At 35.8% G+C, this 11960-nt stretch carries 14 protein-coding genes; 8 read left to right on the top strand and 6 right to left on the bottom strand.

The window, feature by feature from the left end:
• The first annotated feature begins 93 nt into the window (after positions 1 to 93).
• A complete protein-coding gene (locus tag NZ579_00180; GenBank protein MCS7298367.1) occupies positions 94 to 831 on the top strand; it encodes a flagellar filament outer layer protein FlaA in 738 nt (245 codons plus the stop codon).
• Positions 832 to 870: 39 nt separating this feature from the next.
• A complete protein-coding gene (locus NZ579_00175) occupies positions 871 to 1635 on the top strand; it encodes a flagellar filament outer layer protein FlaA (GenBank protein ID MCS7298366.1) in 765 nt (254 codons plus the stop codon).
• A 3-nt stretch (positions 1636 to 1638) separates the two neighbouring features.
• On the opposite strand, the gene moeB is transcribed toward NZ579_00175, so the two are convergent.
• Both moeB and icd read right to left on the bottom strand, forming a co-directional pair.
• Positions 1639 to 2445, bottom strand: coding sequence for a molybdopterin-synthase adenylyltransferase MoeB (gene moeB / locus NZ579_00170; protein MCS7298365.1), 807 nt, complete (start codon positions 2443 to 2445; stop codon positions 1639 to 1641).
• Between the two features lie 56 nt (positions 2446 to 2501).
• Positions 2502 to 3698, bottom strand: a complete 1197-nt coding sequence (icd, locus tag NZ579_00165; protein ID MCS7298364.1) for an isocitrate dehydrogenase (NADP(+)) — start codon at positions 3696 to 3698, stop codon at positions 2502 to 2504.
• 209 nt (positions 3699 to 3907) lie between these two features.
• On the opposite strand from icd, the gene NZ579_00160 reads away from it, so the two are divergent.
• Genes NZ579_00160 through fabZ form a run of 3 tightly spaced genes read left to right on the top strand, consistent with a single transcriptional unit; the run spans position 3908 to position 6174 of the window.
• Complete coding sequence (locus tag NZ579_00160) at positions 3908 to 4885, top strand: ketoacyl-ACP synthase III (GenBank protein ID MCS7298363.1); 978 nt, start codon at positions 3908 to 3910, stop codon at positions 4883 to 4885.
• Between the two features lie 10 nt (positions 4886 to 4895).
• Positions 4896 to 5702: an undecaprenyl-diphosphate phosphatase gene (locus NZ579_00155; GenBank protein ID MCS7298362.1), complete on the top strand. Its 807-nt coding sequence runs from the start codon at positions 4896 to 4898 to the stop codon at positions 5700 to 5702.
• Position 5703: 1 nt separating this feature from the next.
• Positions 5704 to 6174 carry a 3-hydroxyacyl-ACP dehydratase FabZ gene (gene fabZ / locus NZ579_00150; GenBank protein MCS7298361.1) on the top strand — a complete coding sequence of 157 codons (471 nt, stop codon included), beginning with the start codon at positions 5704 to 5706 and terminating at the stop codon, positions 6172 to 6174.
• A 205-nt stretch (positions 6175 to 6379) separates the two neighbouring features.
• Here the strand turns inward: fabZ and NZ579_00145 are convergent, their stop codons facing one another.
• Positions 6380 to 7711, bottom strand: a complete 1332-nt coding sequence (locus tag NZ579_00145) for a right-handed parallel beta-helix repeat-containing protein (protein ID MCS7298360.1) — start codon at positions 7709 to 7711, stop codon at positions 6380 to 6382.
• Between the two features lie 62 nt (positions 7712 to 7773).
• Positions 7774 to 8148: a hypothetical protein gene (locus NZ579_00140; protein MCS7298359.1), complete on the bottom strand. Its 375-nt coding sequence runs from the start codon at positions 8146 to 8148 to the stop codon at positions 7774 to 7776.
• A 282-nt stretch (positions 8149 to 8430) separates the two neighbouring features.
• On the opposite strand from NZ579_00140, the gene NZ579_00135 reads away from it, so the two are divergent.
• Complete coding sequence (locus NZ579_00135; protein MCS7298358.1) at positions 8431 to 9423, top strand: helix-turn-helix domain-containing protein; 993 nt, start codon at positions 8431 to 8433, stop codon at positions 9421 to 9423.
• A 1-nt stretch (position 9424) separates the two neighbouring features.
• Positions 9425 to 10081 (top strand): 7-carboxy-7-deazaguanine synthase QueE, encoded by a 657-nt coding sequence (locus NZ579_00130; GenBank protein ID MCS7298357.1) that lies wholly within the window; start codon positions 9425 to 9427, stop codon positions 10079 to 10081.
• A gap of 138 nt (positions 10082 to 10219) precedes the next feature.
• Here the strand turns inward: NZ579_00130 and def are convergent, their stop codons facing one another.
• Both def and NZ579_00120 read right to left on the bottom strand, forming a co-directional pair.
• On the bottom strand, positions 10220 to 10729 hold the full coding sequence (gene def, locus NZ579_00125; protein ID MCS7298356.1) for a peptide deformylase: 510 nt from the start codon (positions 10727 to 10729) through the stop codon (positions 10220 to 10222).
• Position 10730: 1 nt separating this feature from the next.
• Positions 10731 to 11276, bottom strand: coding sequence for an ACT domain-containing protein (locus tag NZ579_00120; protein MCS7298355.1), 546 nt, complete (start codon positions 11274 to 11276; stop codon positions 10731 to 10733).
• A gap of 53 nt (positions 11277 to 11329) precedes the next feature.
• On the opposite strand from NZ579_00120, the gene NZ579_00115 reads away from it, so the two are divergent.
• Positions 11330 to 11941 (top strand): LytR C-terminal domain-containing protein, encoded by a 612-nt coding sequence (locus NZ579_00115; GenBank protein ID MCS7298354.1) that lies wholly within the window; start codon positions 11330 to 11332, stop codon positions 11939 to 11941.
• Positions 11942 to 11960 lie beyond the last annotated feature (19 nt).

The following is an 11960-nucleotide window of genomic DNA, read 5'->3' as shown; positions in this document are numbered from 1 at the left end:
TTGAATCTGATGTTTTTCACTATTATAATAGTTTGTGTGTTTCAAGTTGCTGATGTGTAAAACCGAAATTTACTGATAGACTCGGAGGGGTATATGACGAGAGTATCAAAAATGAGCATAATATTACTTTTAATGACATTATTGATGTCTAATATAGGTTTCTCTTTTGGATTTACCGAGATTGGTAGAAAAACTGTTAACTTACAGACAGTGTTAATATCGGATTTTGGTGATGAGTATGACAAATCTAAAGATATAGAGTGGTCTGCTAACTTTTCCTACTTTGCCCCTAGGATAAAAGACCCTCAAACAGGTGAGGAGGTTGTTGATAAAACTTACTGCGACTATAAGTATTTCCCCGGTCATCCCTCAGGACTTTTGGAGACAATAATGGCGAAGCAGACAAATGTCTTTGGAGTTAAATCTGCTTTTTTACGAAGAGGCTTTAACTGGATAGATATTACTCCTAACAAACCTATTGATTTTGTTGGTGTTGCGAAAACTATTGACTTCTGGGTCTGGGGTGGAAACTACAACTGGGTTATGGATATATATGTTAAAGACTACAAAGGCTACACCTATAGGATAGAGGCAGGAACGATAAAACACATAGGTTGGAAGAACTTTTTGGTTACCATCCCTAACTATATTCCTCAATATGAACCTTATGTTCCCTTCTCAAGACCACTAAAGTTAACTAAGATAAGACTTACTGCAGCGCCTACTGAAAGAGCAGATAAGTTTTATGTTTATTTTGACTACTTGCAATTACAGACTGATGTGTATATGGAAAGATTTGACGGTGATGACCTTGGTAAAATTGCTTGGTAATGTTATCTTTTTTCCGATTATTTATGAGAGGGTAAGTGTATGAAAAGGATAACTATTTTGATATTAGCTTTTTCATTGTTCTTCGGTGTTGGGGGATATTCCCAACAGGGACAGAATAACCAACAAAACCAACAGCAGACACAGCAAACAGAAGAGAGTGCAGAATATCTGAAAGGGTTTAAGATATTGGGAGAACCTACTGAAGCAGAGATAAAAGATACCGCAAAACAGATGATACAACCTGTTTTGGTTGAAGATTTTGAAGTTCCTGGAGATTGGGAAGTTCAGATATCAAGAGACTTTGGCGTAGTATCGTTTATGAACAGAGATGGGTTCCCTAAAGCACTGGCTGATATAAAGGACAAAAATAACAAAGTTTTTGGTGTAAAAATAAATTTCTTTAAGCGAGGACCAGCTGAAATATTAATAAGACCTGTAAGGCAGATAAAAATACCTGGAATAACTAAAAAACTCAAATTATGGGTGGTAGGTAGAAATTATACTCATACTCTTAGGGTTGTTGTAAGAGACTACTTGGGTAGAGAAAAAGAAGTGACTATTGGTAAGATTAACTTCTCAGGATGGAAGCTTCTTGAGGTAAATATACCTGAGTTTATTGAACAAGAAAATTACAAAGTATCAGAAGAGAGAGGTCTCAGTCTGACAGGTATAAAAATTGTGTGTGATATGACTGATATAGTTCCTGGGAGACCGTTCTATATATACTTTGATTATCTTACCGCAGAAACTGACTTATTCGTTGAGAAGTTTAGAGAGATTGATGATATGTCAGACCTATGGTAAAAACTATATGGCACAGGAGTAGGAATAATCAACAGTCTTTAGATCCTTAATCTTCTTGTTTTCTCCACATAGAGGACAGTTAGGGTTTTTGTTAATTACATATTTGTTGAATTCGCTATATAGAGCATCATAGACTAATAACTTGCCTACAAGCGGTTCTCCTACACCAGTTATAAGTTTAATAGTTTCTGTTGCTTGTATAGTTCCTATTACTCCAACAACAGCTCCTAAAACACCTACTTCCTTACAACTTGGAGCAAATCCTGGAGGAGGTGCTTCTTCATATATACACCTGTAGCAAGGTGTTGTATTACTAGGAACAAAAACGCTAACCTGTCCCTCAAATCTCAATACCGCTCCGTGAACGAGTGGTTTGTTAAGTAGATAGCAGGCATCGTTTATTAAGAATCTCGTCTGGAAGTTGTCACTACCATCTACTACTACATCGTAGTCTTTTATTATATCAATTGCATTACTACTATCAATGAAGGTCTTGTAAAGCACAACATCAACGTCGGGGTTCAGTGCATTGACCTTTTCTTTTGCAGACTCGCCTTTATGGACACCTAAATGGAGAGTGTCGTGTATTATTTGTCTCTGAAGGTTAGATATATCAACTACATCATTTTCAACGATTCCTATCTTCCCTACACCAGCGGCAGAAAGGTAATAAATCAGGGAAGATCCCAAACCTCCTGCTCCTATTATCAAAACCTTTGAGTTCAATAGTTTTTTCTGACCTTCAACTCCTATTTCATTAAGTATTATGTGCCTAGCATACCTCATTATTTGTTGATCAGTAAAGTTCATTCTGAACCTCCGTTAGATTAAAAAATAACGAAAAAGTTGTAAGTTTTCAATAAATACTATAAGTTCTTAATTACTAGTTCTGCAAACTCCGAACACTTTACTTCCTTTGCTCCTTCCATCTCTCTCGCTAGATCGTAAGTTACAGTCTTATTTTGTATAACTTTCTGTATAGCGTTTATTATCATATCCGAAACCTCTTTCCATCCAATATATTCAAACATTAGACATCCCGAGAGGATCAGTGAGGAAGGATTAACTTTATCTAGTCCTGCGTATTTCGGAGCAGAGCCATGGGTAGGTTCAAAGACAGCATAAGGATTACCTATATTCCCACCTGGAGCCATACCTAATCCACCCACCTGTGCTGCCAAAGCATCTGATATGTAATCTCCGTTCAAGTTAGGGGCTACTATGATCTTAAAATTTTCAGGTTTTGTTAAAACCTGTTGAAACATATTGTCTGCTATAACATCGTTGATAAGAATCTTCCCATCTCTACTAGCACCGTTCTTTAACTCTTCCTCGGTAACTACATAATCTCTATATTCTCCCAACGCCAATTCGTAACACCACTCTCTGAAAGCACCTTCGGTGTATTTCATTATGTTACCTTTGTGCATTATAGTTATTGTGTTCATATTAGTCTTAATTGTGTAATCAAGTGCTACTCTCATTAATCTTTTCGTTCCAAATTCTGACATAACCTTTATACCTATTCCTGTATCCTCTCTTATGTTTATCCCGAAATTGTTTTTCAAAAATTCTTTAATCATACTTGCTTCTTTAGATCCCTTTTGCCATTCAATCCCTGCATATAGGTCTTCAGTTGCTTCTCGGAATATTACTATATCAACGCGTTCAGGATGTTTTACAGGCGTCTCTATACCTTTAAAATATTTAACAGGTCTAACTACCGCAAACAAATCTAACTCTTGTCTTATGGCAACATTGATAGACCTGTATCCACCACCTACAGGAGTTGTCAGGGGACCTTTGATTGAAACGATATACTCTTTGAGAGTATCTAGAGTCTCTTTTGGTAGGTACTCACCATGCTTTTTATACGATTTCTCACCAGCATATACCTCTATCCAATTTACCTTTCGTCTTCCATTGTAAGCCTTTCTTACTGCTTCGTTCCAAACAGGTATGGACGCTTTGAATATGTCCTCGCCAATTCCATCACCTTCTATATAAGGTATTTCAACATCATCAGGAACGGATAATTTACCATCTATCACTTTTATCTTCATAAACCTCTCCAACAATTTTGGATAGAATTTTTATTAGTAAGAGGTCGTTTTTTCAAAATGTAGCATTTTAGATAACCTGTAGGAAATAAAAAATACTCAACAAAGGATTGAAGTTATGGTATTCTTTCGCTAATTGTAATTTGGGGGACTCTATAAATAAAATTTTGTATCAAAATTATATTACTGTTATTTTTGATTTGGGGGATGAAATGGGAGTAAAAATAAGAGGAGTAGGAATGTATGTTCCTACGAGGGTTCTCACAAACTTTGACCTTGAGAAAATGGTTGAAACTAGTGATGAATGGATAAGAACAAGGACTGGAATAGTTGAGAGAAGAATAGCAGACAGAGAAGTCGCTTCATCTGATTTAGCATTTGAAGCGAGTAAAGTAGCAATTGAAAGAGCAGGTATCTCACCTGAAGATATAGATTTGGTAATATGTGCTACTATAACGCCTGATATGGTCTTTCCTGCTACTGCGTACTTGATTTCTGAGAAACTCGGTGTTAAGAAGCCAGGATTTGATATAAACGCTGCTTGTTCTGGTTTCGTATATGGTTCTGTATTGGCAGGATCGCTTCTGAAATCTGGAATGTATAAAAACATTTTAGTAGTTGGAACTGAAGTTTTGTCAAAGATAACTGATTGGACTGATAGGAATACCTGTGTGCTTTTCGGTGATGGTGCTGGTGCAGTTGTTTATACTTATGACGATTCTGAATCAGATGTAATCTCTGTAGAACTGGGTGGTGATGGAGGATGTGCTGATCTACTTTATATGCCAGCAGGTGGATCAAAATTACCAGCAACCGAAGATACTGTTAAAAATAGACTTCACTTTATCAAAATGAATGGAAGAGAAACATTCAAGATGGCGGTTAGGATGATGACAGAGTCCGTTGAAAAAGTTATTCAAAAAGCAGGTATAAGGAAAGAAGATGTAAAATTAGTTATACCTCACCAGGCAAATATGAGGATAGTTGATGCAATCGCAGAATATTTAGGCGTTAAAAGAGAAGAAAAGGTTTTTGTAAATCTTGATAAATATGGTAATACTTCTGCAGCTTCTATTCCTATAGCACTAGCAGAGGCGGTAGAGCAAGGTAGAATTCAAAGAGGAGACATTCTAATACTAGTAGCCTTTGGTGGTGGTTTCTCTTGGGGTGCTATAGCATTAAGATATTGAGGTAGGTGTTATGGATATACTAAAAGCAGTCATAATGGGTTTTATTCAAGGTGTTGCGGAATTTCTACCTATAAGCAGTTCTGGACATCTTGTTCTTATTGACCATTATCTGAAGGATATGGGAAAGACAACGCTATGGTTTGACGTGCTATTACATATAGCAACTTTGATAGTTGTTATTACTTTCTTCTTCAAAGAGTTTATGATGTTAGTTAGAGGTGGGTTGAAGTTCTACAAGTTGTTTAGCGATGTAGAAAGCAAGCTTTTCTGGCTTGTTGTGATAGCAACTGCATTCACTGTCGTTGTAGCACTCATTCTTGAACCTATCTTGCGTGAAGCAGGTGAGACTAACTACAAAATAGTTGGAGTATTTTTGATTGTCAATTCTTTTATTCTACTTATTCCATACATCATTCATATTAGAAAACAACAAAAAACGATTGAAAACATTGGTTTATTTGAAAGCATTGTGGTTGGTATAGCACAAGGTGTTGGTGTTTTACCTGGCATATCAAGGTCTGGTATAACTATCTCTGCTGGATTGGTGGCAGGGCTTGATAGAACCACTGCAGGTGTTTTTAGTTTCTTGATATTCATACCTGCTACGGTAGGTGCTTTTTTCTATGAGACATTCAAAAGTGTGAATTCTGAAGAAATTGCTTTGAGATTTGAGTTGTCATACCTCGTTGGATTTGTCGTTGCTTTAGTAGTTGGATACGTAGCACTATGGTTGCTTATGAAACTACTTAAAGAAGGAAAATTTTATATCTTCTCAATATACACATTTATAATTGGTCTTATTGCTCTTATCTTTTAGTTTGGGGGTTTGTATGGAAGAGGAACTAAAAGAAGTTAATATTGATGTTGTTGAGATACAGAGAGTGCTTCCTCATAGGTTTCCTTTCCTTCTAGTTGATAAGATTGAGAAAATGAGTAAAACTAAGGCAATAGGTTATAAGAACGTTACGATAAACGAGTGGTTCTTTCAGGGACATTTCCCTAACTATCCTATAATGCCGGGTGTCTTGATAATTGAAGGTTTGGCTCAATGTGCTGGAGTTTTGGCACTGAAATCAATCGGCTATAGTTCCGAAAAACCACCTCTCATATTCTTCGCAACGATTGATAATGTCAAATTCAGAAATCCAGTGTTTCCCGGAGACAAACTTATCTATGAGGTAGAAGTATTAAAACTTTCTAGCAAGTTTGGTAAGTTCAAAGGTATTGCGAAGGTAGATGATAAAACCTGTGTTGAAGCGGAAATGATGGCTGTGATACAAACTGAGTAATTCGTTGTATTGCTTCAACATTTGTCAATCTTTTTTATAAGGTCTGGAATTTGAATGTTTGGTCAATAAGGTTATTTGTTTTTGTATTTGGATTTGTCATAGTTTAGGGTTGTCTTTCTACTTCTTCCTTGATCCTTTCGCAAATTTTAGACCTTATTCAAGTATCGTTCGGTAATACAATAAGAGATCAAATACACCTTTTAGTTTATAAATTTGTCAAAGTGTTGTTAGTTGATCCAGAAGTTGTGCCAAGAAGAGATGGATTGTTGATATTGATCCAGTCAGCATTGTTGGTTATCAATCTACTACCCATGAATTCCCTATACAGGTATCTCAACCTATTCGTTATAAACTTGTTATTAACTATCGTGTGAGTGCTTATATCAGCATGGTTTTCATATATACCTATTGAGTCTGTGTTGTTGTTCCCGCCTATGTAGCAGTTTGAGATTAAAAGGTTTATTGCATGATAGTATATGCTTATCACTGAATTTATTGTTGATGCCCAGTTATTCGTTATGTATGAGTCTAGGATTGAGACGTTCGTTGAACTATAAACCAATATTCCACCACCATTAACAAGAGACGAATTATTATAGATATTACCTCTTATCACACTCCAGTGTGATTGGAGTATATAAATTCCACCACCAGAGCTTGAACTATTGTTATACAGGTTACCACTTATGGTGTTGTTGTCAGAGAAGTACAAAAATATCCCTCCCCCGTTGTTTGCAGCACTGTTATTATATACACTTCCACTTATGTTGTTGCTGTGAGAATACTGCAAAGCTATCCCTCCTCCATAGTTTGTAGCAATGTTGTTATATACACTTCCACTTATGGAGTTGTTGTCAGAATAATATAAGTATATTCCTCCTCCATACCAACTAGCACTATTGTTATACACACTACCACTTATGGTGTTGTTGTGAGAATTGGTCAAATATATCCCTCCTCCATAGTTTGTAGCGCTGTTATTATACACACTTCCACTTATGGTGTTGTTGTGAGAACTCTCCAAAAATATCCCTCCTCCGTTGTTTGTAGCACTGTTGCTATACACACTCCCACTTATGGTGTTGTCGTTTGCATTATTAAGCAGAAATACTCCTCCTCCAGAACCACCAGCAAGATTATTCACAATAGGACTTTCAACAACATTAAACGAAGAGCCAAAAATCGTAAATCCTCCACCATTAGCACTCGCAAAGTTCCTACTCACTATCCCTCTCACCAGATTACTGACAGAGTTGTTGTATAAATACACTCCTCCTCCAAACATAGCACTATTACTCACCGCCGTAATGATCAGAATATTGTTGCTGGATGAGTCTAGGAACATGCCTCCACCTCCATTATTAGCACTGTTGTTTGACAACACAACATTACTCACCAAACTATGAGTTACTCTCTCAAAGTATATCCCACCTCCACAATTGTTTATTATCCCAGCACCATTCGCGTTTCCTCCTCTCACTACCAAGTTCCTTATGACGACATCACTCACATTCGTAGCAAGTATGATATGTATCAAACTTCCCCCGCCGTCCAACTCACTGTATCCAACTATAGAACTAAAACTCTCGTTGAAGCCTCCTATATTATCTTGATACCATCGTTCGTTATCACAACACCGCTTGTTTCAGCGCTAAGTCCATTATCTCGTGTATATACACCTGTTGATAAGTAAATGTATGTCAGATTGTTGCTTACATCTATACTGATTGCCTTTTGAATACTCTTCACGGGGCTTGTTTTGGTAAGACCATTATTCGTATCATTTCCATATGTAGATACATAAACACCTGACTCTAGGGTTAAGCCTCCAGTAGAACCTCCTGATCTATTGTTTCCTTCGTTCCTGCGATTATCGCGACTTGAAAGAAGGTCCTCATACTCTCCTGGATAGAAGAACAGATAGCAACCTCCTATTAAGATAGTTAGTAAAACCAAAAGCACATAAACTTTCATAACTATCTCCTATGAAAACTTGACTACTAAAAATAACATAGTGTTGATTAGCAATATTTTCAAACTGAAGTTTATAAGAGAGTTTGTAGAAATTTAATGTGAAAGAACCTTATCTTGCCTCGCAAAATGAAAGCAAAAGAAGGAATATATGACTAACAGAAAAACTATAAGTCGGTTTATCAAAAACTTTCTGACCTTAAAAAATGCCAAACTTCAGTTTTCTCAGTTGAAAAGATATTAACTACACATCCATAATTTTGTTTAGTTTGGTGGTAGTTTATTATGGATACAGTTGGTAAGTATTTGAAAAATCTAAGACTCCAGAAAAGTGTCTCAATAGAGGAGGTTGTAAGAAATACAAATATTCCTAGGAGGTACATTGAAGGGATTGAAAAAGAAGATTTTTCAGATTTTCCTGGTGAGGTGTATATAAAAGGATACATAAAATCCTATACTATGTTCCTTGGGGGTGATCCGGACTATGCCTTAAGTTTGTATGAGAAGAAGAAGATTGAGGAGAAAGATGTTCCGTTTGAAGAACTTATCGGTAAAAGATCTGTTTTTGACAGGTTAGATTTTAGGAAAATCGGAGTTGTATTAGGTATCTTGGTAGTGTTTATAAGTCTTATAGTTATTGTATTGGTATTGGTGTTTCATAGAGGCTATGAAGTTGTAGTTGATAACAATAATGTCAAAACGATCCTTAAACCATTTTCGGAAGGAGAGGAATTCAGAGATACAGTTGGTGATATTAGTGTCAAAATAAAACTTATAGAAGTAAGAAATAACGGTAATGATATAGTTTTGAGCATAAACGACTCTATCTATTCGTTCGTGCTGAGGAATCGTTCAATGATGGATTTCAATATGGATGGCATCGTTGATATGGAGATAAAGTATGAATCATTCATTGACAGAAAACCTAGGTTAAGGATATCGTTTTACAAATCACAAGAGAAAAAATCAAAGCAGGATAGTGTATTCTTAGAAAATGTAACAGTTCCTGTAGAGTTTGAGATACTGTCTCAGGATGTTGTTTGGGTATCGCTTTTAATTGATAACACTGAAGAGACACAGTTTTATCTCAACAAAGATTCTTCTAAAAAATTCTCTGCCAAAAATAAGGTAGTTTTAAAGACATCAGACATAAAAAACCTCAAGATAACTGCTGGAGGTAGTAGCGTTCCGATCAAAGATGAAGGACCTTCTTATTTGGTTCTTGAACTGATTGAAGGACTTAAGGGGGTTGTTGTGAATATATCTTATATGGAGTAAGATGAGAGTATCAGAGATTTTTGAGTCTATTCAGGGAGAAGGTGACACTGCTGGTAGAGTAGCACTCTTCATTAGAGTTCAGGGGTGTCCTCTTGATTGTGTGTGGTGTGATACGAAGTATTCTGTTCCATTTGAAGGAGGAATTGAAAAGAGTGTTTTTGAAATATCAAACATTATAAGCGAGTTCATTGAAAGAAAAGAAGGCATAGTCGTATTCACAGGTGGAGAACCCCTTGCCTTTCAAGATGAAATACATAGAATAATCACTCTTTCACAACCTAGGTTCGTTGAGTTTGAAACATCAGGTATCTACCTACCTAAAAGTGAAATAAGAAAGCATAAATTCAATGTCTCACCTAAACTTCCGAACGCTAAACTATCAGGGGGTGAAAAAGCATACAATAAAATGTATCAAAATCTCAAAGTGTTTTCAGAACTCAAATCAATATTCAAGTTTGTAATCTCCAATGAAGAGGACCTTGAGATTGTGATGGAAATAATAACAAGTTATTCACTTCCGAAAAATAAAGTTTTTCTTATGCCAGAAGGAACATCACCAGAAGAAATTCTATCAAAATCAAAGCTTATACTACCTTTTTGTATAAACAATGGTCTAAACTACTCACCTAGACTCCAAGTCTTTCTAAATGTGAGATAGAAGTAATTTTAGTATATCTAACTAGCAGTATTTTGCTTCTAGCGAGGGTTTAAAAATCCCACCTTGATGTTGTTGGAATTTTATTGATGTTTCCTATCCCTTTATAGTGGATAATCAAAGATATTCTTTTGGTTCTGACTATAGGTATTTCTTCCTTCTAAACAGGTCAGTTTGTGGGTCTTTTATCCTATCAATAAACAATATTCCGTCAAGATGGTCTATCTCATGCTGAAACACTACGGCTTCCATTCCTTCTGTCTCTATCTGAATCTCCTTAAAATTTCTGTCAAATCCCTTAACCACTATTTTTTCTTTCCTTTCAACATTACCAGTGTAGTCAGGAATACTCATACATCCTTCTCTGACTATTATATTTCCTTCGGAATAGACTATCACAGGGTTTATCATAACAACTAGTCCGTGTGATACAGTAGTTTTCTTATTAGGTCTTGCATCAACAACTATTATTCTTTTATGAACTCCTACTTGAGGTGAGGATATTCCTATTCCTCCGGGTGCGTTATACATAGTCTCTATAAGGTTATCAATGAAGTTTTGTATTTCTTCTTCATTCTCTTCATCAAACTTTACTTCTTTGGATAACATCTTAAGACGGGAGTCTGGGAATTTTATAACTTCAAGTATCATTCTACATCTCCACCTCTTCAACTTCTTGAATACTAACCTGTAATCCCATTTCTCTACATATCTTTTCAATTTTATCTTTCAAGATAGTTTCAGATTGGATGTTGCTCGCATCTACGGTTATTGACATTATATACACTTTTTGCCCTTCACTTTCTATAAGGTCTGTGAATAGGTTAGTGATGTTTATGTTATTGAGGTAGAGTATATTTGTAACGCTGAATACTATTCCGGGTTTATCTGCACCATAGACATTAATAACATAAGTTCTTCTTGGCATTTCGTATTTATCTGAATATTCCTCTGGGTCTAACTCTCTTATGTTTATCTCAATATCCATTTCATACTCAACTCTTTTTAACTCCCTCTTGAGAAAGTGAGCATTTTTATCCTCTAGGAGAGTAAATATGAGAATTATAGCGAACTCTCCCTGCAACAAAGACATTCTTGAACCTTCAATTGTTGAACCTGCTTTGAAGAGAACTTCAGAAACTTTGGCAACTATACCGGGCTTGTCTTTACCCATACAGGTAAGCGAATATCTTTTCATATTGGAGTATTCTAAATTGAAGATAGAACTATAATCAATCTATACTTTTCTTTATGATAAAAGTTGAAGATTACAGGAGAACGAAGTTCAAGAAAAGAAAAGTCAGAAATTGGGTATTTCTAGCGCTAATTTTGGTTTTGTCTTTTGTTTTCATAGCATTGTTTGGCAATACTGAAAATAACAGTATTATCTCAAAGTATCCAAATATAACTGTTGAAGGTAAAGATATAATCTTAAACATAACGAGTATTGATACAAATTTTGAACAAATTATTCGTAAAGTAGAGGAAGTTGCGGAGAGTTTAGGTAAGGATGTGAATGTAAAGATCTACCTTGATAGCAAGCTAATCTCATACTACTCGCTACAAAATCCGGAAATATCAGTACTGAATGCGAAGGGGGAGAAGGATTTGGCTATGAATGTCTCTCTTTTTCTAATAGAGAGGGGTATGAATGTTAAAAACTATGGGAACTACGCATCAGAGATTGGCAACTCTCTAATAATAAATAGAACACCTAATAGGAAAGTTTTGGAAGAGTTATCAAGGAGTCTAGGAATAAGTATGGTATCAAATCTTTTCTTTGAACCTTCTTTGGAAGGTGAATTATCTGGGATAGTAGTAGTTCTAGGAAAGGACTTTGAATTAAGAAAACTTAAAAAATAGACAAAGGGGGACTATAGCC

Source organism: Spirochaetota bacterium, from assembly GCA_025061835.1.
GTDB lineage: Bacteria > Spirochaetota > Brevinematia > DTOW01 > DTOW01 > SKYB106.
Note: the sequence above shows the minus strand (reverse complement) of the source record. Positions and strands in the feature narration are given on the sequence as shown.

What these genes read in the sequence shown, in the direction of transcription:
- moeB (MCS7298365.1), bottom strand. Translation starts at nt 2,445, where the DNA reads ATGAACTTTACTGATCAACAAATAATGAGGTATGCTAGGCACATAATA.
- NZ579_00130 (MCS7298357.1), top strand. Translation starts at nt 9,425, where the DNA reads ATGAGAGTATCAGAGATTTTTGAGTCTATTCAGGGAGAAGGTGACACT.
- NZ579_00180 (MCS7298367.1), top strand. Translation starts at nt 94, where the DNA reads ATGACGAGAGTATCAAAAATGAGCATAATATTACTTTTAATGACATTA.
- NZ579_00120 (MCS7298355.1), bottom strand. Translation starts at nt 11,276, where the DNA reads ATGAAAAGATATTCGCTTACCTGTATGGGTAAAGACAAGCCCGGTATA.
- NZ579_00175 (MCS7298366.1), top strand. Translation starts at nt 871, where the DNA reads ATGAAAAGGATAACTATTTTGATATTAGCTTTTTCATTGTTCTTCGGT.
- NZ579_00140 (MCS7298359.1), bottom strand. Translation starts at nt 8,148, where the DNA reads ATGAAAGTTTATGTGCTTTTGGTTTTACTAACTATCTTAATAGGAGGT.
- def (MCS7298356.1), bottom strand. Translation starts at nt 10,729, where the DNA reads ATGATACTTGAAGTTATAAAATTCCCAGACTCCCGTCTTAAGATGTTA.
- NZ579_00155 (MCS7298362.1), top strand. Translation starts at nt 4,896, where the DNA reads ATGGATATACTAAAAGCAGTCATAATGGGTTTTATTCAAGGTGTTGCG.
- icd (MCS7298364.1), bottom strand. Translation starts at nt 3,698, where the DNA reads ATGAAGATAAAAGTGATAGATGGTAAATTATCCGTTCCTGATGATGTT.
- NZ579_00115 (MCS7298354.1), top strand. Translation starts at nt 11,330, where the DNA reads ATGATAAAAGTTGAAGATTACAGGAGAACGAAGTTCAAGAAAAGAAAA.
- NZ579_00160 (MCS7298363.1), top strand. Translation starts at nt 3,908, where the DNA reads ATGGGAGTAAAAATAAGAGGAGTAGGAATGTATGTTCCTACGAGGGTT.
- NZ579_00135 (MCS7298358.1), top strand. Translation starts at nt 8,431, where the DNA reads ATGGATACAGTTGGTAAGTATTTGAAAAATCTAAGACTCCAGAAAAGT.